This window comes from Pseudomonas sp. B1(2018), from assembly GCF_003097365.1.
GTDB lineage: Bacteria > Pseudomonadota > Gammaproteobacteria > Pseudomonadales > Pseudomonadaceae > Aquipseudomonas > Aquipseudomonas laurylsulfatiphila.
On record NZ_PYUK01000005.1, the window covers coordinates 306,723 to 329,496 of the forward strand.

General features: G+C 60.9%; 21 protein-coding genes. 14 read left to right on the plus strand and 7 right to left on the minus strand.

Features of this window, described 5'->3' with window-relative positions:
- Positions 1–32: 32 nt before the first annotated feature.
- Positions 33–3,920 (minus strand): dermonecrotic toxin domain-containing protein, encoded by a 3,888-nt coding sequence (locus C9422_RS10575; RefSeq protein ID WP_116580623.1) that lies wholly within the window; start codon positions 3,918–3,920, stop codon positions 33–35.
- Positions 3,921–4,349: 429 nt separating this feature from the next.
- Positions 4,350–5,372: a protease SohB gene (sohB, locus tag C9422_RS10585; protein WP_116580625.1), complete on the minus strand. Its 1,023-nt coding sequence runs from the start codon at positions 5,370–5,372 to the stop codon at positions 4,350–4,352.
- A 201-nt stretch (positions 5,373–5,573) separates the two neighbouring features.
- Between sohB and C9422_RS10590 the strand changes: the two genes are divergently transcribed.
- Both C9422_RS10590 and C9422_RS10595 read left to right on the plus strand, forming a co-directional pair.
- Entirely contained in the window at positions 5,574–6,284 is a 711-nt protein-coding gene (locus C9422_RS10590) for a histidine phosphatase family protein (RefSeq protein WP_015094879.1), read from the plus strand.
- 64 nt (positions 6,285–6,348) lie between these two features.
- Positions 6,349–6,663: an SCP2 sterol-binding domain-containing protein gene (locus C9422_RS10595; protein ID WP_007987439.1), complete on the plus strand. Its 315-nt coding sequence runs from the start codon at positions 6,349–6,351 to the stop codon at positions 6,661–6,663.
- 81 nt (positions 6,664–6,744) lie between these two features.
- Here C9422_RS10595 and C9422_RS10600 read toward each other — a convergent pair whose 3' ends face one another.
- Positions 6,745–7,341, minus strand: coding sequence for a hypothetical protein (locus tag C9422_RS10600; protein WP_133249010.1), 597 nt, complete (start codon positions 7,339–7,341; stop codon positions 6,745–6,747).
- Between the two features lie 186 nt (positions 7,342–7,527).
- Here C9422_RS10600 and C9422_RS10605 point away from each other — a divergent pair, with 186 nt between their 5' ends.
- The 3 genes from C9422_RS10605 to C9422_RS10615 all read left to right on the plus strand — a co-directional run bounded on the left by C9422_RS10605 (position 7,528) and on the right by C9422_RS10615 (position 10,719).
- Entirely contained in the window at positions 7,528–8,391 is an 864-nt protein-coding gene (locus tag C9422_RS10605; RefSeq protein WP_116580627.1) for a LysR family transcriptional regulator, read from the plus strand.
- A 106-nt stretch (positions 8,392–8,497) separates the two neighbouring features.
- Entirely contained in the window at positions 8,498–9,643 is a 1,146-nt protein-coding gene (locus C9422_RS10610) for an SRPBCC family protein (RefSeq protein ID WP_116580628.1), read from the plus strand.
- Positions 9,640–10,719, plus strand: a complete 1,080-nt coding sequence (locus tag C9422_RS10615; RefSeq protein WP_116580629.1) for an SMP-30/gluconolactonase/LRE family protein — start codon at positions 9,640–9,642, stop codon at positions 10,717–10,719. The genes C9422_RS10610 and C9422_RS10615 overlap by 4 nt, the downstream gene beginning before the upstream one ends.
- 60 nt (positions 10,720–10,779) lie before the next feature.
- Here the strand turns inward: C9422_RS10615 and C9422_RS32200 are convergent, their stop codons facing one another.
- Together C9422_RS32200 and C9422_RS10620 are read right to left on the minus strand one after the other, a co-directional pair.
- Positions 10,780–10,941 (minus strand): hypothetical protein, encoded by a 162-nt coding sequence (locus C9422_RS32200; protein WP_007976519.1) that lies wholly within the window; start codon positions 10,939–10,941, stop codon positions 10,780–10,782.
- A gap of 109 nt (positions 10,942–11,050) precedes the next feature.
- The gene (locus C9422_RS10620) at positions 11,051–11,284 is read right to left on the minus strand and encodes a DUF465 domain-containing protein (protein ID WP_116580630.1); all 234 of its coding nucleotides are present in this window, start codon (positions 11,282–11,284) and stop codon (positions 11,051–11,053) included.
- Here C9422_RS10620 and C9422_RS32205 point away from each other — a divergent pair.
- Positions 11,283–11,459 carry a hypothetical protein gene (locus tag C9422_RS32205; RefSeq protein WP_165824763.1) on the plus strand — a complete coding sequence of 59 codons (177 nt, stop codon included), beginning with the start codon at positions 11,283–11,285 and terminating at the stop codon, positions 11,457–11,459. The genes C9422_RS10620 and C9422_RS32205 overlap by 2 nt on opposite strands.
- A 43-nt stretch (positions 11,460–11,502) precedes the next feature.
- Positions 11,503–12,024: a DUF4142 domain-containing protein gene (locus C9422_RS10625; RefSeq protein ID WP_116580631.1), complete on the plus strand. Its 522-nt coding sequence runs from the start codon at positions 11,503–11,505 to the stop codon at positions 12,022–12,024.
- 175 nt (positions 12,025–12,199) lie between these two features.
- On the opposite strand, the gene C9422_RS10630 is transcribed toward C9422_RS10625, so the two are convergent.
- Both C9422_RS10630 and C9422_RS10635 read right to left on the minus strand, forming a co-directional pair.
- On the minus strand, positions 12,200–14,311 hold the full coding sequence (locus tag C9422_RS10630) for a PAS domain-containing sensor histidine kinase (RefSeq protein ID WP_116580632.1): 2,112 nt from the start codon (positions 14,309–14,311) through the stop codon (positions 12,200–12,202).
- A gap of 169 nt (positions 14,312–14,480) precedes the next feature.
- Complete coding sequence (locus C9422_RS10635) at positions 14,481–15,170, minus strand: GntR family transcriptional regulator (protein WP_007973313.1); 690 nt, start codon at positions 15,168–15,170, stop codon at positions 14,481–14,483.
- A gap of 140 nt (positions 15,171–15,310) precedes the next feature.
- Between C9422_RS10635 and C9422_RS10640 the strand changes: the two genes are divergently transcribed.
- The 7 genes from C9422_RS10640 to C9422_RS10670 all read left to right on the plus strand — a co-directional run bounded on the left by C9422_RS10640 (position 15,311) and on the right by C9422_RS10670 (position 22,697).
- Positions 15,311–16,396 carry an ABC transporter ATP-binding protein gene (locus C9422_RS10640; protein WP_015094871.1) on the plus strand — a complete coding sequence of 362 codons (1,086 nt, stop codon included), beginning with the start codon at positions 15,311–15,313 and terminating at the stop codon, positions 16,394–16,396.
- A 1-nt stretch (position 16,397) separates the two neighbouring features.
- Positions 16,398–17,315: an ABC transporter permease gene (locus tag C9422_RS10645; RefSeq protein WP_116580633.1), complete on the plus strand. Its 918-nt coding sequence runs from the start codon at positions 16,398–16,400 to the stop codon at positions 17,313–17,315.
- Positions 17,312–18,100 (plus strand): ABC transporter permease, encoded by a 789-nt coding sequence (locus C9422_RS10650; protein WP_007995935.1) that lies wholly within the window; start codon positions 17,312–17,314, stop codon positions 18,098–18,100. The genes C9422_RS10645 and C9422_RS10650 overlap by 4 nt, the downstream gene beginning before the upstream one ends.
- A gap of 17 nt (positions 18,101–18,117) precedes the next feature.
- Positions 18,118–19,185, plus strand: a complete 1,068-nt coding sequence (locus C9422_RS10655; protein WP_116580634.1) for an extracellular solute-binding protein — start codon at positions 18,118–18,120, stop codon at positions 19,183–19,185.
- Between the two features lie 156 nt (positions 19,186–19,341).
- Complete coding sequence (locus C9422_RS10660) at positions 19,342–20,538, plus strand: amidohydrolase family protein (RefSeq protein ID WP_116580635.1); 1,197 nt, start codon at positions 19,342–19,344, stop codon at positions 20,536–20,538.
- Positions 20,535–22,022, plus strand: coding sequence for an amidohydrolase family protein (locus C9422_RS10665; protein WP_116580636.1), 1,488 nt, complete (start codon positions 20,535–20,537; stop codon positions 22,020–22,022). Before C9422_RS10660 ends, C9422_RS10665 begins: the two co-directional genes overlap by 4 nt.
- A gap of 12 nt (positions 22,023–22,034) precedes the next feature.
- Positions 22,035–22,697: a flavin reductase family protein gene (locus C9422_RS10670; RefSeq protein WP_007973324.1), complete on the plus strand. Its 663-nt coding sequence runs from the start codon at positions 22,035–22,037 to the stop codon at positions 22,695–22,697.
- The last annotated feature ends 77 nt before the right edge of the window (positions 22,698–22,774 follow it).

Below are 22,774 nucleotides of genomic sequence, written 5' to 3' on the forward strand. Positions count from 1 at the left end.
GCCCCGGGGTTCAAGGGGTTTTATACTTGACGCTAGAACACCGGATGTTCCACCAGCGGAATCGGCCGCCCCATGGCGACCCAGTCACGGTATAACCGGACTCGTTCTTCCAGCACCACGAACATCCTGAACGGGTTTTGCGCATCGCCAACCCGGGTTTCGACACTCTGACGCAACCAGCCCCACAACTCTTCTGACGTATCCGCTTCGTGCAGCAAGCGCCACACACGCGCCTGCAGCGCCCGATAGCCGACCTGGAAATCCGCCGTCAGGCGCAATCCATCCATGACCCGCAGCAATGCACTGCCCGATGGCTTGACGGCCAGTCGTTGCCAGATCTGTTGCCGCGCCTCGCGCACGCCTTCATCGCCCTCCTCCAGCCAGGGCGTCGCACTGCCGTAATCGGCACCCGGTTCACTCAGCCACAGATTGATGCCGGTACGCTCGCGATGATCGACCAGGCGCAGCAAGGTATCTTCATCCGTCAGCGGATTACCCCACAGCTTCACCCGGTCCCGGGAGACCGCCTGATTCAGTATCGTCTGGGGAACCCGGCTGATCCGGTTGCCTCGCAAGTCGAGCGAGGTGAGGTACGGCTGATCGGCGATGCCCACCGGGCAACGACTGATCCCGGTGTTTCTCAGGTTCAATACACGCAACTCCTTGAGCCCCAGGACAACGGGCGGGACGGTCAAGGGGTTGTCACTCAGGTCCAGCGTTTGCAAGCTCACCAGATCACCAAACTGTGCAGCCGTGTTCTCCTGAAACTGCAGCAGAGTGGAACTCAGGTTCAGCGTAGTGAGACGGGTCATTTGCCGAATCGGTGGCGGCAACACACCTTCCAGTACGCCGTCTGCGTTGAGTCGACGCAGGTCGACACGCTCCAGGTTCAGGGAACGCAGGTTCGGAAAACTTTCGAGAAAGGCGCTCAGGCTTTCGCGCTCGATCAGGTGCAGGCCCAGCATCGATAACTCGACGACCTCATTGAAGCGTACGTTCATCGTCGGCAACCGATGGTAGTCCTCGAAAGCCAGGTCCAGCCTGTACCCGGAGAACGCCTCACCCGACATCACTCTATTGATCCGGGGCGGGCATTTTTGCCAGATGCTCATCAGCTCATCGCCCAACTCGGTTCGAGTTTCACGCTCGTAATCGATCACGGTTTGCAGCAGTTGGACATTGTGCGCCGCCACCTGCCCCAGGGTCATTCCCTCTGCTTCATCATCGCCAACGGACAGAAAATCGATGTCCATGTCATCGGCATCCAGCACGGACTGGTCGATCCACTGGCGCAGATCGGCATGCAACTGCTGCATCTGTGCTATCAGGCGATCCACCAGAGCCTGAGCCCCGGCACCCGCCTCAAACAGCAATTCATCCGCCTGAGCATCGGTGAAATCCGGATACAGATCCTTGACCTGCAGACGCATGACTCCATGGGTCAGCGCTGCTGCCTGTGGCGTGTTCGGGAAGCCGCCACCGCGCAATCCCCCGGCTTCGAAAGGCAACCGCGAATCCATTCGATTCAAGCCCAGTATCAACTCGGAACGGGCCAAGGCATGACCGCCAATGCGCAACCGCAACGCGCTGGCAGCATCCGGCGAGTCAAGCGACATCGCCGTACGTTCCTCCACGGACAAGAGGTCGACCAGCGCGGTAAACAGTTCCGAACCCTCGCCGTCGTTAGCCGCCACCGCGGTGTATCGATAGCGCTCGCCGACCTTGATCAAACGCCGGCAATCCGTGGAATCGAGCGGACCGCAGCGGTCGAGGACACGGCCACTGATTGCCCCGTCGAGTACCTCGATGCGCAGGCCTTGCGGCCAGTCGGGCAGGCGCTGCAGGGAGTGCAATGCCAGGACATCGGTGTCGGGGTACTGGACCGAACGCAAGTACAAGCCTTCATAGGCCCGGTTGAGTCGTACATGCTGTTGGTAGTCTCGCGATTTGTTGTCCAGTCGCTTGAGCAATTGCAGCGCCTCGTCAGCGTCGAAGGGCCGATGGATGTCGACTCCCGAACGGTCGAGGATTTGCTCCACGGCGCCTTTCGGCAATCCGGGGTATTCGCGCTGAAACAGGCGAACCCATTCCTGCTCCGAGTGCTGGAGCGCCTGATAGCGGGCGTTGAACAATCCGGCCCGCGCTTGCGCATCGGTGACGCCTTCGAGTTCCTGATCGAGCTTGAAGCGCGTGATGGTATCGGCCAGCAACGGCGTTGGCGGTCGACCTGCCTGCATCAGGCGCAGCATATCGTCGTCGACCGTGCTGACCCGGGCGATCTGCCCCAGTACCTCATCAGTGAAGGCATCATGGGGTGCGCAAACCTCACGCAACAGCGCTACGCGGGTCGACACCGGCGCCGGAATCGATCCGGCTACGGGCTTGGCCAGCGTACCGGGATGCGGCTCACTCGCGGGCTCTCCGGGCTCGTGCAGAATTCCGGCGATTTTTTCTTCGCCCTTGAGTGCCACCACGGCCCCGACCAGCGGGAGCGCATTGAGCAAGCCGAACACGCTGCGCGTCACACCCTCGGAGCGCTGCTCCGGTGTCTTGCCGTTGATGGCCTGATCAAGGCCATAACCGGCGTCGATCAGGCCGGCCAGCACCAGGACGCCCTCGCCTCCCGGAATGAACAATGCCAATGGCCCCAACCGGTTGATCCAGCGCACCAGCGGCTCCACCACCGCGCTCAGGTTGTCGCGATTGACCTGGGCATCGTCACGGATGGTTTTGACGCTGGCCATCGAGGCCTGCTTCATGGTCAGCACCAGTTGCGCGAACGGATCGGTGCCGGAGGGAGCGCGCTCAAGATCGATGTAATCCTGCGGGTCCCAGAAACCGTCGTCGTTGAAGAGCCCGGCGCTCCTTTTCAGCCAGTGTTCGTTCGGGTAAACCGCCATGCCCTCCAGCGCGGTCGACACACCCGCATGGAAGGTGCCGTCTTCCCTATCGTCCTCGGTAAAATGCGCGAGCAGCGCCTGGCGTGTGGCCGGCACCCGGCCCTGGGCCACGATCCATTGGCGCAGGTGCCGCCAGTCGGCAAATTCATGCAAGGGTGAGGAGTTGCCCGGGATATTCAGCAGGACCCGGCCGCTGTGACGGTGGCGATAACACCAGATATCGTCCGACGTGTAGCGATAGATCGTCAGCCGACCGGCCTCGATCGGCGCGCCGACACGCGTCGGCGCCTGGAGCTGATCGAGGGTCAACGCACTCCACGCCTGCCCCGCTGGCAAGCCGGCGGCCTGCATGGCAAGGGCCAGGCCCTCCTGACTCAAACTGCCCTCCTGGTGTTGCAGGCAGGCGCTCATGATAAAGGCGGCCTTGGCCGAGGTTCTCAGGTCGTAAGGCGCCGCCTGGACGATTCGCTTGTCGGAGGGCCAGGTGCGATCAAGGTAGGCCTGATAGCGAGTTTGCAAATCCAGCTCCCACACCCACTGTTTGAACGCCGCCGGCCTGAGGGCAATTTGCGTTGCCGGCCCATACACCTGGGGCGTGGTCCGGCGATAGATGCCTTCGTAGGTATGGTGGTTGCCATTGCCGTGGTCGGCGAACTCATCGACATGCTCCACGATGCGAATGGACGGGCCGACATCGGGTGGTGTGTACAAGCCGAACGCGCTTTCGGCGAAGCGCCCGTCGCCGACGGTCTGATAGTTCTCCAGCAACGCCTGGACCAGGGTTTGGCTGCTTGCCACCTGACCTTGCTCGACGCCGTCCTGCGGCGGGTGCCCGCGGTAGCGGTAATCCAGGGTGACCAACAGCGCGGTTTGCGGGTCGATGTCTTGCCCCCATTCCTCCTTGATCAACTGCGCACCGAACTGCTCGGGAGACTGCGGTAAAGCCGCGCTCACCACAGACTGCAGTGTTTCGCGCAGAGGCGCAGGCTGGGGATTTAGCGGTGTCTGAAGGTCATTCATGTGCATTCCATGGCAACTATTTTTGGAACACCAACATAACCAGCCGCCGCGTTGCCGAAAGCAGGAACGATCGCCTGCCGACTACAGAGATTTCGCCGCGCCGTGGAAGACATCGGGCAAGCGTTCGCTGGCAAGCCAGCTCCTACCGATAATTGAAGACGACACAAATACCGAAGTGCTTGAGGGCATTACGCTGCGCGGTTTATCCCGTTCAGCGAGCTGTTCTGAAACGGCACGAACCCTGTAGGAGCTGCCGCAGGCTGCGATCTTTTGATGTTGTCTTTCAAGATCAAAAGATCGCAGCCTGCGGCAGCTCCTACAAGGGACCGTGCCCGCGCTGAAAATGACGTGCACTCCAAACCAGTGAAAACACCAAAAAAAACCGGGGCAAATGCCCCGGCTGGATGTTTGGCAAAATTTCCCGGCCCGTTACCAGAAACGTTGCTCGGTCAAACGGCTCCACCAACTCAACAGCACGCGATCGACCGAGCCGCTGGCCGCCATGCCGATGCGCTCCGGCAGGCTTTTGCGTTCGGCGTAATGCAAGTGATAGAGCTCGGACTTGCTGGCGCGCTCGGCGAGGTATTCATCACTGGTCTTGAGTTCGTCGACCAGGTGCTTGTCCAGCGCCGCGACGCCCAGCCAGATTTCGCCGGTGGCCACTTCATCGATCGCCAGTTGCGGACGGTAGCGCGACACGAAGTTCTTGAACAGTTGATGGGTGATGTCCAGGTCTTGCTGGAACTTCTCCCGGCCCTTCTCGGTGTTTTCGCCAAACACGGTCAGGGTACGTTTGTATTCACCGGCGGTCAGCACTTCGAAATCGATGTCGTGTTTTTTCAGCAACCGATTGACGTTGGGCAACTGCGCCACCACGCCAATCGAGCCGAGGATCGCGAACGGTGCGCTGATGATCTTCTGGCCGATGCACGCCATCATGTAACCACCGCTGGCCGCAACCTTGTCGATGCACACGGTCAGGGGCACGCCGGCTTCGCGGATACGCGCCAGTTGCGAAGAAGCGAGGCCGTAGCTGTGAACCATGCCGCCGCCGCTTTCCAGGCGCAGGACCACTTCGTCCTTGGGGGTGGCGAGGGTCAGCAAGGCCGTGATTTCGTGGCGCAGGCTCTCGGTGGCCGAAGCCTTGATATCGCCGTTGAAATCGAGCACGAACACCCGGGGTTTGACCTCGGTTTTTTTCTTCTGCTTCTTGTCGGTCTTGGCCTGGGTCTTGCGCAGGGCCTTGAGCTGGTCCTTGTCGAGCAAGGTTTGCTCCAGACGTTCGCGCAGCCCTTTGTAGAAATCATTGAGCTTGCTGACCTGCAACTGGCCGGACGACTTGCGCCGCCCCTTGCTGCGCAGGGCCGCAAAACTGGCCAGGACCACCAGAATGGCGATCACCAGGGTCACGGTCTTGGCCAGAAAAATGGCGTACTCGGAAAAAAACTCCACGGGGACTCCTCAAACGATGCGCGGCTTGAACGCGCGCGGGATACCTCCAGCATACCCATGCGCCGACCTTGCGACCAGCCGTGAAACCTCTGGCAACGGGCCTGTAACGAGCATTTCAAACAAGCGTATGTTTTTTCATTGACAGCTCACCGCCATCCTCATAACCTCGCCAAACCTTCAACGTACCGGGATGACGCGGACGTGGGCAGTATCTATTTGATTCGACATGGCCAGGCCTCCTTCGGTGCAGACGACTACGACGTCCTGTCGCCGACCGGCATCCGTCAGGCGGAAATCCTTGGCCGGCACCTGGCCGAACTCGGGATCAGCTTCGACCGCTGCCTGGCAGGGGATCTGCGCCGCCAGCAGCACACGGCCAACAGCGCGCTGGAACAATTCGCCGCGGTGGGCCTGCCGGTGCCGCTGCTGGAAACCGACTCTGCCTTCAACGAATTCGACGCCGACGCGGTGATCCGCGCGCTGTTGCCGGCCATGTTGCCGGACGAACCCGAAGCGCTGAACATCTTGCGCAACGCCGCGCAAAACCGTGGCGAGTTCCAGCGCATCTTCGCCCTGATCATCGAACGCTGGCTCGCCGGTACCTACGACACACCGGGCCTGGAAAGCTGGCTGGGGTTTGTCGAGCGGGTGCGGGCCGGCTTGCATCGCATCCTCGACCAGGCCGACAACACCCAGAAAATCGCCGTGTTCACTTCCGGCGGCACCATCACCGCCCTGCTCCACCTGATTACGCAAATGCCTGCCCGGCAGGCCTTTGAATTGAACTGGCAAATCGTCAACACCTCGCTCAACCAGCTGAAGTTTCGTGGTCGCGAGGTGTCGCTGGCTTCCTTCAACAGTCATGCGCACCTGCAACTGTTGAAGGCCCCGGAACTCATCACGTTTCGCTGAGTCCGGACTATTGTGACCCTGGCTGTAATCACCCAGCTCTTATTACCCAAGAAAGGATCGAACCATGACCTCCGTAGCAGACGCCGTACAAGCAATGAAAGCCAAGTTCAACCCAGCCGCTGCTGCCGGTCTGGACCTGGTCTTCGGTTTCCGCATCGACGACACCAAGAACTTCTCGCTGATCGTCAAAGACCAGACTTGCGAGCTGCAGGAAGGCGAGAACCCTGACGCCCAGGTGACTCTGGTGATGGACGGCGAAACCCTGGAAGGCATCGTCAGCGGCGAAACCGACGGCATGCAAGCGTTCATGGGCGGCAAACTGCGCGCTGAAGGCGACATGATGCTGGCCATGAAACTGTCCGAGCTGTTCCCGTCCTAAGCACCTGGCTCCCGATCTTCGGGAGCGTGCAAGGCCGCAATCGAATCCCGCCCCTCGTGGCGGGATTCGTCGTTTCAAGGCTCAACGAGTACCGGCGTCATCCATTTCTTCGAAGACTTTGATGTACCCTTCGTGCTCTTCGTTTGTGTTGTCCACTTCCACCACCTCACCGTCAAAAGCAAGGTTGCCATCGTCTCCATCAAGCTGAACACCGATGACAAACCGGCGATAGCTCACCTGAAGATAAAGGTTGTAAATATCCGACGGTTTGTCCGGGGCGCTGAAGACGCTGTAGTCGTAACGCACACGCCGGGTCAGTACTGGCCAGGCATTCCAGACGGGACTGGTGTTCACTTCGGGCTGAACATCCTCCAACGCCTCAATGGCTGCCTGGATCAGAAACTCGTTGTCCTTGGCCTTGAAAACAAAGGGCTTGCTGCGAGTCATGATGTAGGGATTCACCTTGCCATCGAGTTCCTGAGGCACGTACATGCCACTGCGGAACCATTTCGTGGCATCGAACATGGGCCCGCTCGCCCCTGTCGCGCGACTCGTCATCATGATGGTGTCAGGCAGGTTGCTGGCGGAGATGGCGCGCACAGGAGTCCCGGCCAGGCCGACGGCTATCAGCACCGCGATCAAGAGGCCTTTTGGGTTACTGCCATTAAGAAATAACACTGGGTAGCTGTCCTTGTCCGTCAAATCGAGCGGGGGAATCTAACCGATCTATCAGGGACTTAAAACTCTCGGCCGGAGAATGTGTCGTCCGTGCACTGGCAGGGCAATCATGGAAGCGGCCTGGCTTGGGTATCCGAAGGGAGTGAGTGAACTTACAATGCCCGGACTCCCCACACCGGCCGCCCCATGGACATCGACCTCGCCCGCACCTTCCTCGAAATCGTCCGCCATGGCAGCCTGGCTGCCGCCGCGCAAAAGCTCCATGTCACCCAGACCGCGATCACCGCACGGGTGCAGAAACTCGAGAGCCAACTGGGCAGTACCCTGTTCGTGCGCAACCGTGCCGGTGCTCGCCTGACGCCCAACGGTGAAGCGTTCGTGGTGTACGCCAATCAACTGGTGCAAACCTGGGACGCCGCGCGGCGTGATCTGCCCTTGCCCGAGGGTTATCGCGATGTGCTGCATATCGGTGGCGAGGTGAGCCTGTGTAACCCGCTGATGCTCGGCTGGGCCGGCGCAATCCGCAAGCACATCCCCAGCCACGCCCTGCGCATGGAAATCCATGACGGCGAAAACCTCCTGCGCCAACTGGAGTTGGGCGTTCTGGATGCCGCGCTGGTGTATCAGCCCGAGTATTGGCCGCGTTTGCAGGTCGAGCAGGTGCTCGAAGAAAAACTGATTCTCGTGCGCCTGGCCGACAGACCCGATCCTTATGTGTACATCGATTGGGGCGCCGAATTCCGGCGCCAGCACGATGCCGCCCTGCCGGAAAAAGCCAAGGCTGCGCTGAGCTTCAATCTTGGCCCGTTGGGCTTGCAGTACCTTCTAGAAAACGGCGGCAGTGGTTACTTCCGCACCCGTGTCGTGCAAAGTTATCTCGATAGCGGCGCCCTGGAACGGGTGCCCAAGGCTCCGGAGTTCAGCTACCCGACCTATCTGGTCTACTCCCGCGATCGTGACTCGCCGACGCTGCAACGCGCCTTCGACCTGCTGCGCGAGGTGATCGATTCCGACGAAGACTGGTCGCAACGCTGGGACCCGCTGACGTGAAACCGGTTTGCACCGGATCATGGCCGTTGTGTCCTCAAGGTTCGCCCCGCCAAAACAGCGGAATCGACTAATCTGCAGGAAATAACAATAACCACAGGTGATTGCAGTGAGGCAGACCACCGAAGGATTCCGCAGCCGTTACCGCGCCGCCATTCATCCGCTCTACAACCCTTGGCTGCACGGCGCTTTTGTCCTGTTGGTCGGGGCGCTGGCGATCAGCGCTTTCTGGAGCAACGTGCATCGGGTACAGCCGGCGCAATGGCTTGCGGTACCCGTCACGCTGCTAGCGTTCAACCTCGGCGTGTACATGGTGCATCGCCACCTGGGGCATCATAAAAAGCGCTTCGCCCGGATGTTTTATGCCCGTCACGCCGGCGACCACCACAGCTTTTTCACCCCTGACCACATGACCTACGACAGCGCCCGCGACTGGCGGGTGATCCTGTTTCCGGCCTGGCTGATCGTACTGCACACACTCGCCGTGGCCCTGCCCATCTGGTGGCTGCTCAAGCACTTCGATAGCAACGTCGCCGGACTGGTCGGCGGCGTTCTTGTCCTCGGCTACCTGGCTTATGAAGTGTTTCATGCCTGTGAACATCTGCCGTCGCACAATCCGCTCACACGGCTGCCGTGGATCCGCCAGATGCGCCGGCTGCACGAACTGCACCACCGCCGCGAACGGATGCAGGAGCGCAATTTCAACATCGTTTTCCCGCTGATGGACTACCTGTTCGGCACCCTCTATTGGGAGCCGGAACCTGCGCCGCTCAACCCGACGAGAACGCCCATGACCCGCATGCAGCATCAGATTGTCATTGCCGGACACCCGATCGATGTATTGGCCTACGCCAGCACCGTGACCCTTTGGCCGCAATGGCACCCGTCGTCGCTGCATATCGACGGGCCAAAAGGTCCATTGCAGGCCGGCGCACGTTTCGAGGAAGACATCCGTGCCGGCGGCCGTGAAGGACACTTGATCTGGGAAGTGGCGCACTACCTGCCCGGCCAGCGCTGGAGCGCGCGTGCCCAGGGTGACCATGGCCTGTCGCTGGTGCTGACCTACGAATGCGAAGCCCTGGGCAAGGACACACGTTTCGTCCGCACCCTGGAATACCGATTCAGCGGTCTGGCGATGCGGATTGCCAACCGGTTGTTGCTCAAGCGGCGAATCGATCGGGAATCGGCGGCGTCGATGCAAGCATTGCGCGAGATGGCGCAGAAATACCTGGTGGCAACCGGAGTCAACGCGTGAGCAGAATCCTCAAATGCCTGCTGCTGGTCCTTGTCGTCATCGGCGCCTTCCTGCTGCTGATGCCGACCAAAGTGCGACCGGTGGCCTGGACGCCACAACCCGCGCCGTCCCTCTCCAGCGGAATCTACGCCGACAATCAGCGCCTCAAAGGCATGGAGCGCGTCGGTGCCGCCGGTATCGACGGGCCGGAAGCCCTGCTGCTGGAAAACGACACGCTGATCACCGGCCTGCACGACGGCCGCCTGATCCGCACCAGCCTGGATGGCAAGACCACCAAAGTCCTGGCCGACACCGGTGGCCGCCCACTGGGCCTGGCCCGGCATCCCAACGGTCTGCTGGTGATCGCCGATGCCGTCAAGGGTTTGTTGTCTCTCGACGCCCAGGGTCGCCTGGTGGCCTTGACCACAGAAGCCGGCGGCGTTCCCTTCGGTTTTACCGACGATGTGGTCATCGACAAACCCGGTCACTACGCTTATTTCAGCGATGCTTCGAGCCGCTTCGGGTATGGCCACGACGGTGAGGCCGTGCTCGAACACGGTGGTGACGGTCGATTGCTGCGCTACGACTTCCAGACCGGAAAAACATCGGTTGTGCTGGACAAGCTGGAGTTTGCCAACGGCGTGGCCCTGGGACCGGACGATGCCTACGTGCTGGTCAATGAAACCGGCGCCTACCGCATCAGCCGCTATTGGCTCAGCGGCCCCAAGGCCGGCACCCAAGACCTGTTCATCGACAACCTGCCGGGCCTGCCAGACAACCTGTCCTTCAATGGTCACGACCGGTTCTGGGTAGCATTGTATGCCCCCCGAAACGCCCTGCTCGACGGCACGGCGGCGCATCCGTTCGTGCGCAAAATGATCGTGCGAGCCATGACTGTCCTGCCCAAACCCGTGGAAAAGCGCGGGTTCGCCCTGGGCCTGGACCTTGAAGGCAAAGTGATCGCCAATCTGCAGGACGGCAGCAGCGACAACTACTCACCGATCACCACGGTACGCGAGTATGGGGACTGGTTGTATTTCGGTTCACTGAAGGCGCAGAACATGGCGCGGTTGCCTTTGAGCAAGGCGTTGCAATGATCTGTTGAGTTCAACCAAGCACCAATGTGGGAGCGAGCTTGCTCCCACAGGGGACGGTGTTCATTCTGGATCGTTGTCGACACCTTCATCGTCCGGCCATTCATCGATGCCCGGTTCTTCCTCGGGATTGACCGTGGTGTGTTCGGGGCTCAGCGGTTCGGGATGAGTGGGTATCGGGTCGTAGCCACCCTGTTGTTCACTGGGATATTTGGGCTGGGTCATGAGGCACCTCGTTGAGAGCCGTAATATCGGTCTCTGAGCATTCGAGGTGCCGGTTCTGGTGGCCGTTCCAACTTTCCAGTCACCGATCGTCGGTGGCAGGCACGCTGGATCAGGACCGCAACTGGAGTTGTTTGACGATCTTGTCCTTGACCTCCAAGCGCTTCGCCTTGAGCTTCGTCACCGCATCATCGCTGGATTTGGCTTGCTCCGCTTTCACCACATCGGCATCAGCCTGGGAATACTTGTTGATCAGTGAATCCAGTAACGGATCCTTGGTGCGTTTCTGCTGGATTTCTTCCTTTGTGCAACTCAGATCCTGAAAAAGGTCATGGGGCACCGGCATGGAACACCTCCGTTTGTTAATCGGTAGCAAACGCCGACTGATTGCGTTCACCAACTATCAGAATGGCCTCGGTTGGCCCATTCTGTCGACCACCTGTCAGACCAGCGGTGCCCGTTCGTCGTCCTGTCGCAAATGCGATAAAACCTTTGTCTGCGCCGTCGCCTCCACCGGTTAACGATCACTCGATCACCTTTGGAAACCTGTGTGGAGAATCACCAATGGACAGATTCAACGTACGTCACCTGGCCCTGGTTATCGCAATGAGCAGCTGCATGGGCAGTGCCCTGGCTGCCACGTCCAATGACTTTGTCGACAAAGCAGCCGCCGGCGGCATCGCCGAAGTCGAGACCAGCCGGCTGGCCCTGGAAAAAAGTGCATCGGCCGACATCAAGAAATTCGCCAAGATGATGATTACCGATCATTCCAAGGCCAACCATGACCTGGCCGCCCTGGCGAAAAAATTCGACATCGAAGTGCCGGACAGCACGACGCTGACCAAGCAAGCCAAGGAAAAAATCCTCGACATGCGCGACGAATCCTTCGACGCGGCCTATGCCGACAACCAGGTCAAGGCCCATGAAGAAACCATCGACCTGTTCAAGAAGGAAGCCAATACAGTGACGGACGACCGGGTCAAAGGCGCCACCGAGCTCAAGGGCTTTGCGCAAGAAATGCTGCCGACGCTGGAAAAACACCTGAAAATGGCGAAAAAACTCCAGGCCGCCCATCCGAGCAAATAACTGTGCCATCCATGGTACTGATGGAAGAGTGTTTCCCTGTAGGAGCTGCCGCAGGCTGCGATCTTTTGATTTTGATTTTTGACAATGTCGAAGGGGGCGCAAGATCAAGATCAAAAGATCGCAGCCTGCGGCAGCTCCTACAGGCCGAGCGTTAGCTCGCCCACAGGGAATTTGGTCAGCCGCCAAGAACTGTCCGCACCATTTGCGTCAACGCTTCAGGACTGTAGGGTTTGCTGAGCAAATGGGTATCCGGACTAAGCTGGTGATTGCGCGAGATGATGTCGCGGGTATGCCCCGAAGTGAACAGCACCGCCACCGGCGGCTCCTGCACCTTAGCCCAGGCCGCCAGATCCGAACTCTTGATCAGGCCGGGCATGACCACGTCGGTGAATATCAGGTCCACCGTCACCCCATCCAGCAACATTTGCATGGCGACGTCTGCGTTGGCGGCCGTGAGGACTTGATAACCCTCCTCGCCCAACAACTCCACCGCCGACACTCTCACAGCCTCATTGTCCTCGACCACCAGGATGCGTTCGTGCCCGCCCCGTTGCGGTAAATCGGGCCCCGGCCTTTCACTGGGTACCGCGCGCAGGGTACGCGGAAAGTACAATTGCACCCGGGTCCCCCGCCCCACGTCACTGGCGATTTCGATATGACCGCCACTCTGCTTGACGAAGCCAAACACCATGCTCAAGCCCAAGCCGGTGCCCTGCCCGTCGGCCTTGGTGGTGAAGAACGGCTCGAACGCCTGGGCCAGCACCTGTGGCGGCATGCCGACGCCGGTATCGGTCACGGACACCCGCACATAGTCCCCCGGGGCAATGCCCCTACCGGCGCAAAACGTGCGATCGAGGACGATGTTTTCCGCGCACAGGTCAATCCTGCCCTCGCCTTGAAGGGCGTCACGGGCATTGATCGCCAGATTGAGAATGGCGTTTTCCAGTTGGTTGCGATCAACAAACACATTCCACGAATCCTCGGGTGCCGTCATGTGAACCTGAAGGGTTTCACCCAGGGCCCGCAGCAACAACTCCGCCAGGCCATCGAAAATCTGCCGCAATGTGAAGACCGCGGGCGACAAGGGTTGGCGGCGGGCGAACGCCAGCAATTGCGAGGACAGCTTGGCACCGCGCTCGACGGCGGCAATCGACGCCGAGACCCGGCGCTGCACATTGGCGTTACCCCGCTCATGGCGCGCCAGCAAGTGCAGGTTGCCGGCGATCACTTGCAACAGGTTGTTGAAGTCATGGGCCACACCGCCCGTGAGGCCGCCGATGGCTTCCAGCTTCTGTGACTGGCGCAATTGATCTTCCGCCGCCAGCCGCGCCTCGACCTCATCGGCCACCCGCTGCTCCAGGTTGCGGGTGAACTTGAGCAAGGACTCTTCGGCGGTCTTGCGTTCGTGGATGTCGATCAGCACGCCGGGGAAACGAAACGCCTCGCCCTGTTCATTGAACTCGCAACAGCCACTGGCGAGTACCCAGAGGTAACTGCCGTCGGGGCGCCGGATCCGGTATTCGACGTTGTAGGGCTCGCCCGTCTCCACCGACAACGTGACGCGTTCCCGGACCCAACTGCGGTCATCTGGATGGATGCGGCTTTCTGCGATTTCCTGGGACAGGTTTTCCAGGTCTTGCCCGAGGGGATAGGAAAACGTGCGGGCAAAACGCTCATCACCCGACATCACGTTGGCCTTGATGTCCCAGACAAAGGAGCCGAGCAATGCACCGGCGTTCAGCGCCAGGCGCACCCGTTCGTTGTCGGCGCGGTAGGCGTCTTCAGCCGCCTGTCGCCGATGTTCGGAGATCACCCGATCCGTGGTTTCCACCACCATGGCCATGACCCCGGCCGGGCGTCCGTCATCGTCGGCTACCGGGCTGTAGTAGAGGTCCATCCAGACATCTTCCGGAACCCCGTCACGCAGCAGCACCAGTTCTTTGTTGCGAAAGGACAAGGTGCCGCCCGCCAGGCAGGTGTCGACCACGTGGCGATTGAATTCGGCGACTTCTGGCCAACCCAGTTCCACAGTGGAGCCGAGCAGGTACGGATGACGCCCACCGGCAAACTTGGAATAAGCGTCGTTATAGATCATGTACCCGGACTGGCCCCAGAGCATCACCATTGGCAGCGGCGAAGCGAGCATCAACTGCACCGCGCTGGTCAGACTCCTGGACCATGAGTCGAGCGGGCCAAGTTCGGTCCGGCTCCAGTCGAACGCACGAATGCGCCCGGCCATTTCGCCGTTCCACCCGGCACACCCGTGGCTATCCGCTAGAAACTGCATCGGCTGGCTCTATCCCGGTAAATGGCACCCGTTTGTTTCGAGCATTCCGGGCGCGATTCGTTTCATAGAGGTATAGCTGATGCGATGAAATGGGTGCCCCCTGTAGGAGCTGCCGCAGGCTGCGATCTTTTGACTTTGACTTTTAAAAGATCGCAGCTTTCGGTAGCTCCTACACCTCAATCAGGTGCTTGAGCGGGTTGTAGCTGCTTTTCAGGGTCGCCGCGACATCGAGAATCGCCTTCTCGATGCCATTCAAATGCATGCAGGTCAGCTCGATGGCAGCGCTCTGGTTGCCCGCTTCGATGTATTCGATCAACCGCAGGTGTTCATCGTCGCGGCAGGCTTCGTGGCTGTCGTCATCGAGCGCGGCGGCATACAGCGATGCCCGGGAAATCAGCTTCTGGAACCAGTCGAGCAGCACCGGGTTGTTCAGGCTGCGGGCCAGCTTGATGTGGAACTCGCCGAGAAGGTGAATCAGCCGTTCGTGATCACCGCTTTGATGCGCTTCATCTTCCAGCAGCAAGTGATCGCGCAGATCCTGGGTCACCGCCGTATCCCGGCGACGGCACAGTTCACTGACGATACCGATCTCGACCAGACGCCGGGTTTCGAACAGCGAGCGGATCTCCTCGTCACTGGGCAATGACACCGATGCACCTTTATTGGGCTCGGTGGTGACCAAGCCATCGGCCTCCAACTGCTTGAGGGCAGCCCGCACAGACGTGCGGCTGACGTTGAACAGTTCTGCCAGCGAGGCTTCGCCCAGCTTCATCCCCGGACGCAACGAGCGCTTGCTGATCGCCTCGTAAACCCCTTGGTAGACGCGGTCGACCGTGGTTTCCAGTTTCTTTTCCGTCATTCATCAACTCCTTGCGCCCTGTGCAAACGCCCCTGGCGAATGATCAGCCTTTGAAAAAGGGGCTTGCACGAGCAGGTTAATCCGGGTATTTCTAAATTGCATCCAGATTTTGCATACAATAATTAGAGGAATGCACCATTATGGGTCATCCAGTTGCAATTGAAGTGCGAAACGTCTCCAAACGATATTCCGACGACCCTGGGCTGGCGCCAGCCCTGGACAATGTTTCTGTCGACATCGCCGACAACGAATTCTTCACCCTGCTCGGCCCCTCGGGCTGTGGCAAGACCACCCTGCTGCGCACCATTGCCGGCTTCGAGCACGTCAGCGACGGTGAGATCCGCCTCGCGGGCGAGCCGGTCAACGATTTGCCGCCGTTCAAACGTCGGGTCAACACGGTGTTCCAGAGTTACGCGCTGTTTCCGCACATGAGTGTTGCGCAGAATATCGCCTTCGGCCTCGAGATGCAGGGCCTTGATCGCAAACTGATCCCGCAGCGGGTCGAGGAAATGCTCGCGCTGGTGCAAATGCAGCACCTGGCCAAACGCAAACCGGCCGAACTGTCCGGCGGCCAACAGCAACGGGTAGCTCTGGCCCGGGCCCTGGCGCCGAAACCGAAAGTGCTGTTGCTCGACGAGCCGCTGTCGGCGCTCGACCTCAAGCTGCGCAAGGAAATGCAGGTCGAACTCAAGCGCGTGCAAAAAGAGGCCGGGATCACCTTCATTTTTGTCACCCACGATCAGGAAGAAGCGCTGACCCTGTCCGATCGCATTGCCGTGATGTCCGCCGGCAAGATCCTGCAAATCGGCACGCCCAACGAGATCTACGAACGTCCGCAGCATCAGTTCGTCGCGCAATTCATCGGCGACATCAACTTCCTCCCCGGGCATCTCAAGCGTGGCCAGCAGAACGAAAAGCTCTTCGTGCCCAACGGCATGCCCGTGGAAATCCCCTGCCCGGCCCAGGGCTTTGACGGCAGCAAGGTGCAACTGGCGTTCCGCCCCGAGCGTTCGCAACTGGTCGAACCGTCGCAGCCCCATCATCTGCGCGGCGTGATCGAGGCCGTGCTGTATGTCGGCACGGCCACGCTCTATCAGTGCCGTCTGAACAACGACATCAAGGTCATGCTGCGCGAGAACAACGAAGGCCTGAACCACGGGCGGGTGGTGGGCGATCGCGTCGCGGTCAACCTGCCGCCCCACGCCTGCCTGCTGATGGAGGCCTGAGATGAGCGTCAGCAGCACTTCCCCGGCCCTCAACCGCGCGCTGTTGCTCAGCCCGGTCGTCCTGACCCTGCTGGCCCTGATCGCCATTCCGCTGGGCATCATGGGCTACATCAGCCTGTTGCCGCGCAACGTCTATGGCGGCGTCGACTGGCAGGCCAACTGGCAATTGCAAAGTTATGTGCAGCTGTTTTTCCAGGAAGGTTTCGATGGCGAACTGGAGCTGAACTGGGTCTACGCCCAGGCGTTGTTGCGCTCGGTGTTCCAGGCCGGTGGCACCACGGTCCTGTGCTTCCTGTTCGGTTTCCCGGTGGCGTTGTGGATGTCGAGCCTGACGCCGCGCCGACGCAACCTGATGGTGTTGCTGATCACCATCCCATTCTGGACCAACCTGCTGATTCGCAACTATGCCTGGCTGATCATCCTGCGCGAACACGGCTGGGTCGCCCAGAGCCTCAACGCGCTGTTCCCCCAGGCCGGTGGCATCACCCTGCTCTACAACGACTTCGCGGTCAGCGTCGGCCTGGTCTACAGCTTCCTGCCGTTCATGATCCTGCCGATCTACTCGACCCTGGAAAAACTCGACTGGCGTCTGGTGGAAGCCGCCTACGACCTGGGCGCCAATCGCTGGCATGCGTTGCGGCGGATCATCTTGCCGCTGTCGATGCCGGGGGTGATTGCCGGTGCCTTGCTGGTGTTCGTGCCGAGCCTGGGTGCCTTCATTACCCCGGCGATCCTCGGTGGCGGCAAGACGCTGATGATCGGCAACCTGATCCAGCAGCAGTTCGGCACCGCGCGCAACTGGCCGCTGGGCAGTTCGCTGTCGTTCCTGCTGCTGGGGATCATGTTGCTGTCCCTGGTGCTCTACGCCCTCTATAGCCGCAACGCCGCCAGGACCCAACGCCCAGGAGCCCAAGCATGATTGCCCTGCACCTGAAGAAACTGCCGCTGACCCGCGAAGTCAGCCTGTTGATGCTGGCCTATCTGTACCTGCCGATCTTCGTGCTGATCGCCTACAGCTTCAACGCCAACCGTTCGGCGACGGTGTGGACCGAGTTTTCGTTCGCCTGGTACGGACGCATCCTGGCCAACCCGTCGATCCAGACCGCGGCGTTGAACTCGATCATCGTCGCCAGCATCGCCACGGTCTGCGCCACGGCGATTGCCCTGCTCGCGGCACTGGCGACGTACCGGCCGTTCTACGGACAGAAAATGGTCGAAGGCGGGATCAACCTGCCGCTGATCCTGCCGGAGATCGTCACGGCCGTCGCCACCCTGCTGCTGTTCATGGCGCTGGGAATCAAGCTCGGTCTGCTGACGGTGATCGTCGCCCACATCGGTTTTTGCATCCCCTTTGCCTACCTGCCGATCCGCGCGCGGCTCAATGACCTGGACAAGAGCCTGCTGGAAGCGGCGAACGACCTGTACGCCAACCCCTGGCAGGTGTTTCGCCGGGTGACCTTGCCGCTGCTGTGGCCGGCGGTGCTGTCCGGCTCGGTGCTGGCGTTCGTGGTCAGCCTCGACGATTTCATCATGACCTTCTTTGTCGCCGGGCCGGGTTCAACGACCTTGCCGGTGTACATCTTCTCGGCGATCAAGGCCGGCGTGACGCCTGAGATCAACGCGATTTCGACCCTGATGCTGGTGATTTCCATCGTGCTGGTGGTGCTGGCCTTCTGGCTGGGACAGCGCGGCAAACAACAATGAGCCTGGAGGTTACTTTTATGAGCAATAAAGTGAAAAGCATGCGTTTCGCCGTTGCCGGTCTGGCCTTGAGTTGCTTCACCGCGTTCACTGCGTTCAGCGCCCAGGCCGCCGAGCCCAAGGAGCTGTTCTTCTACAACTGGACCGATTACTACCCGGTCGACCTGCTGGCCAAGTTCGAAAAGGAGACCGGCATCAAGGTCACCATGGACGGCTACGACAGCAACGAAACCCTGCTGGCCAAGTTGCAGGCCGGGGGCGCAGCCTATGACGTGATCGTGCCGTCGCAATCGATCATGCGCACGTTGATCAACCAGGACCTGCTGCTGGAAATCGACGCCTCGGCCCTGCCCAACTTCCAGTACGTCAAGCCGGCATTCCGCGACCCGAGTTTCGACCCGGGCCGCAAGTTCTCGGCACCGTACCTGTGGGGCACCACCGGGTTCTCCTATGACAGCGCCCGGGTGCCCGGCGGCAAGCTCGACGACTCGTGGAAAGAGTTCTTCGAGCCGCGCAAGGAACTGCAAGGCCAGCTCGCCGCCCTCGACACCTCCAGCAGCGTGATCAACGCCGCCAGCCACTACCTGAATGTCGACGAGTGCAGCGAAAACCCTCAGGACGCCAAGCGCATCCTCGAACTGCTGCAAAAACAGAAACCCTTCCTGAAGATGTACAGCTCGGACAACACCGTCGACCGCATGGCCTCCGGCGAAGTGATCATGATGCAGAACTGGAACGGCTCCACTGCCCGCGCCACCCTGCAGAAGAGCACCATCAAGTACGTGTATCCGAAGGAAGGCCTGGCGATGTTCCAGGACAACTTCGCCGTACCGAAGAGCGCGCCGCACCCCGGCAACGCGAAGATTTTCATCGACTGGATGATGAAACCGGAAAACGCCGCCGCCGTGTCCAATGCCATCGCCTACGACAACGGCATCCAGAGCGACAAGCTGATCGACGCCAAATGGCGGGTGATGGATGCCATCAACATGCCCGACGAATTCGCCTCGCGCCTGCGTCCGGAAAAGGAATGCAGCAACAAGGCGCGGGAGCTGCAGGACCGGATCTGGGCCAAGCTCAAGGGCTGATTGTTTGACTTGAAACCGAGTTGCGGCCATCGCTGGCAAGCCAGCTCCCACAGGGTTTGGTGGTGTTCACAAATTTTGTGCCCAACACAAATCACTGTGGGAGCTGGCTTGCCAGCGATGAGGCCCTCCCAAACACCACAGAATTTGAGGTTTTAAATGACCCAACCCCGCTGGCTACGCAACGTGCGCCCCTACGGCACCCCCGCCGAAGACCTGCTGATCGAAAACGGCCGGTTCACCCAACGTCGCCCAGCTTCGAACGAAGCCCTGGCCGCCACCGACATCGACGGCCAGAACCAGTTGCTCACCCCCGCCCTGGTGGAAAGCCACGTCCACCTGGACAAAACCCTCTGGGGCCAGCCCTGGCGCCCCAACAGCGCCGGTCCGACCCTCAAGGACTACATCGCCAACGAACGGCGCATCCTGCGTGAAGTCACCACCCCCATCGCCCAACGAGCCGGCGCCCTGCTGGAAAACTGCATCGCCCGCGGCTCGCTGACCATGCGTTGCCACGTCGACATCGACCCGGAGTTCGGCCTGCGGCATGTCGAGGCCATGCAGCAACTGCGCGAACAATACCGCGACCTGATCGACCTGCAACTGGTGGTGTTCCCGCAAACCGGGCTGATCAGCCGCCCCGGCACCGCCGAACTGATGCGCGAAGCCATGGTCCTGGGCGTGGAGAACGTCGGTGGCCTGGACCCGTGCGGCATCGACAACGACCCGATTGCCCAACTGGATTTCGTCTTCAAGCTGGCCAGCGAATTCGACCGTGGCGTCGACATTCACCTGCACGACAAGGGCGAACTGGGCCTGTGGCAGATCGCGCTCATCGCCGACTACACCGAGCGCTTCGGCCGCCAAGGCCAGGTGATGATCAGTCATGCCTACTGCCTCGGCATGCTGCCATGGAGCCAGGTCAAACCGGTGGCCGAGCGCCTGGCGACACTGGGAATTTCGCTGATGAGTTCGGCCCCGGCCGATTGCGCGGTGCCGCCGTTCCTGGCCCTGCGCGAAGCCGGCGTGAATCTGTGCCTGGGCTCGGACGGCATTCGTGATGCCTGGTCGCCCATGGGCAACGGCGACATGCTGGAGCGCGCGATGCTGTTGGCGTTCCGCTTCGATTTGAACAAGGACGAAGAACTCGCGGCGGCGTTCGAGGCGGCGACCGTCAACGGCGCCCAGGCGCTGGGTTGTGCAGCCAATCGCCTGGAGATAGGCCAGCCAGCGGACTTCCTGCTGATGCCCGTGCAAACGCTGGGTGAAGCGGTGGTTTCGCGACCGCCGCGTCAAGTCTATCGCGCGGGTCGTTTGATCGCTGCGGGCGGTCGTTTGCTGGAAAGCCGTCTGTGAAGCGCATCGGCTTGCGAGCCAGTTGCGTGGTCGGCTTCGACGGCACGCAGCATGTGCTGTGGCGCGACGGCGAAGTGGTGTTCGAGGGCTCGCGCATCGAGTTTGTCGGACGCGGCTATCCGGGCCCGGTGGATCAGTGGATCGATTACGGCAACGCGTTGATCGGCCCCGGCTTCATCGACCTGGATGCCCTTGGCGATCTCGACTCCACGGTACTGACCCTGGACAACGGCGACGAACGCGACATGGGCCGGATGTGGTCGGCGCAGTACTTGGCGCGCGGATCGCGGGAAAGTTACAGCCCCGAAGAAGAAGTCTTCAAATACCGCTACGCCTTCACGCAACTGATCCGCAACGGCATCACCACGGCCATGCCGATCACCTCGATGTATTACCGCGAGTGGGCCGAGACCTACGACGAGTTTGCGGCGGTCGCCGGCGTGGCGGCCGAGTTGGGACTGCGCACTTACCTGGGGCCCTGCTACATGAGCGGCATGAGTTACTGGCGCGCCGATGGCACCCTGGCGCACCACTGGGACGAAGCCCGGGGCATGGCCGGCCTCGATGCCGCCGAACGGTTTTTCCGGGATTTCGACGGTGCGAACAACGGCCTGATTCGCGGTGCACTGTTGCCCGATCGCATCCAGACCTGCACCCCGGCGCTGCTGCAACACACCGCCGCGCTGAGCCGGGAACTGAACGCACCGATGCGCTTGCACTGTTGTCAGGGCCTCGGTGAAGTGGCGATGGTCGAGCAATTGCGCGGCACCTCGTCGTTGGGTTGGTTACAGCAGCTAGGGCTACTGACTCCACGCAGCCTGCTGCCCCACGGTATCTACACCCAGGGTGATGACGACCTGCAACGTGTGGTGGATGGCGGCGCGAGCCTGGTGCATTGCCCCGTGGTGTTTGCCCGGGACGGCGAGGCCTTGAATTCGTTTGGCCGCTATCGCGCCAAGGGCGTCAACTTTGCCCTCGGTACCGACACCTGGCCGGCGGACCTGCTGGACAACATGCGCCAGGGCCTGAACATCGCCCGGCTGATGGAGGGCGGCAACTCACTGACCAGCACACTGGATATGTACAACGCCGCGACCCTCGGCGGCGCCAGGGCCCTGGGCCGCGACGATCTTGGCCGACTGGCACCGGGGTGCAAGGCCGACATCAGCGTGTTCAACCTGCGCGGAATGCACCTGGGGCCTTTGTTCGACCCGCTGAAAAATCTTGTGCTGGCCGGTCGCGGCGACGACTGCATCGCCAGCTACATCGATGGCCGCTGTGTGATGCAGGACGGCCAGGTCGAGGGCGTCGACTACCCCGCCCTGCAACGCCAGGCCCAACGCCAATTCGAAAAACTGATGCGCAGCCACAGCGACCGGGCCTTCGGCCAACCGGACTGGAAAAACCTGTTCCAGCCGGCCATCCCGTTCGCCGACGACTACAGCGCACAGACGCCACTGAGCGCGATCGAGCCTCTCCTTTAGGGAATTCTGCCTATGCAAAGCTTTGACTTCAGCACACTGAGTCCACGGGACAAATACAAGATTCTGATCGGCAGCGTCGTGCCACGACCGATTGCCCTGGTCACCACCGTCGACGGCGAAGGCCGGATCAACGCGGCGCCGTTCAGCTTTTTCAATGCGCTGTCGGCCGATCCGCCGATCCTCGCCCTTGGCGTGGAAAACTACGGCGACCAAAGCCCCAAGGACACCACCCGCAATATCCAGCTCAACCAGGAGTTCACCGTGAACATCGTCAGTGACGCGCTGGTGGAGGCCATGAACGTCTGTGCCGTGCCCTTCGCCCCCGGCTTCGACGAACTGACCGCCGCTGGCCTCACCGCCATCCCCGGCACCACGGTCAAATGCCCGCGCATCGGCGAAGCCCCGGTGGCGCTGGAGTGCCGGCGGATGATGGCGCTGTCCATCGGCCAATCCCGGGAAATCATCTTTGGTGAAGTGCTGATGGCGCATGTGCGTGACGAACTGATCGACCCGAAAACCCTGTACATCGATCAGTTGGGGCTTGATGCGATCGGACGCATGGGCGGGCATGGCTATGCACGCACGCGGGATTACTTCGATTTGCCGACACGCTCGTTACAGGCGTGGACGGATGCCCCGGGCGGTGGCGAGCGGTTTTGGCCACTGGCCAAATAATTTCTGCATACATTCCATGTAGGAGCTGCCGAAGGCTGCGATCTTTTGATCTTGCTTCTGGCGGCTTCAAGACCGCT

Coding starts and splice junctions, on each gene's coding strand:
- C9422_RS10575 (WP_116580623.1), bottom strand. CDS start 3,920: ATGAATGACCTTCAGACACCGCTAAATCCCCAGCCTGCGCCTCTGCGC.
- C9422_RS10595 (WP_007987439.1), top strand. CDS start 6,349: ATGACCTCCGTAGCAGACGCCGTACAAGCAATGAAAGCCAAGTTCAAC.
- C9422_RS10605 (WP_116580627.1), top strand. CDS start 7,528: ATGGACATCGACCTCGCCCGCACCTTCCTCGAAATCGTCCGCCATGGC.
- C9422_RS32200 (WP_007976519.1), bottom strand. CDS start 10,941: ATGACCCAGCCCAAATATCCCAGTGAACAACAGGGTGGCTACGACCCG.
- C9422_RS32205 (WP_165824763.1), top strand. CDS start 11,283: ATGGAACACCTCCGTTTGTTAATCGGTAGCAAACGCCGACTGATTGCG.
- C9422_RS10620 (WP_116580630.1), bottom strand. CDS start 11,284: ATGCCGGTGCCCCATGACCTTTTTCAGGATCTGAGTTGCACAAAGGAA.
- C9422_RS10625 (WP_116580631.1), top strand. CDS start 11,503: ATGGACAGATTCAACGTACGTCACCTGGCCCTGGTTATCGCAATGAGC.
- C9422_RS10630 (WP_116580632.1), bottom strand. CDS start 14,311: ATGCAGTTTCTAGCGGATAGCCACGGGTGTGCCGGGTGGAACGGCGAA.
- C9422_RS10635 (WP_007973313.1), bottom strand. CDS start 15,170: ATGACGGAAAAGAAACTGGAAACCACGGTCGACCGCGTCTACCAAGGG.
- C9422_RS10640 (WP_015094871.1), top strand. CDS start 15,311: ATGGGTCATCCAGTTGCAATTGAAGTGCGAAACGTCTCCAAACGATAT.
- C9422_RS10645 (WP_116580633.1), top strand. CDS start 16,398: ATGAGCGTCAGCAGCACTTCCCCGGCCCTCAACCGCGCGCTGTTGCTC.
- C9422_RS10650 (WP_007995935.1), top strand. CDS start 17,312: ATGATTGCCCTGCACCTGAAGAAACTGCCGCTGACCCGCGAAGTCAGC.
- C9422_RS10655 (WP_116580634.1), top strand. CDS start 18,118: ATGAGCAATAAAGTGAAAAGCATGCGTTTCGCCGTTGCCGGTCTGGCC.
- C9422_RS10660 (WP_116580635.1), top strand. CDS start 19,342: ATGACCCAACCCCGCTGGCTACGCAACGTGCGCCCCTACGGCACCCCC.
- C9422_RS10670 (WP_007973324.1), top strand. CDS start 22,035: ATGCAAAGCTTTGACTTCAGCACACTGAGTCCACGGGACAAATACAAG.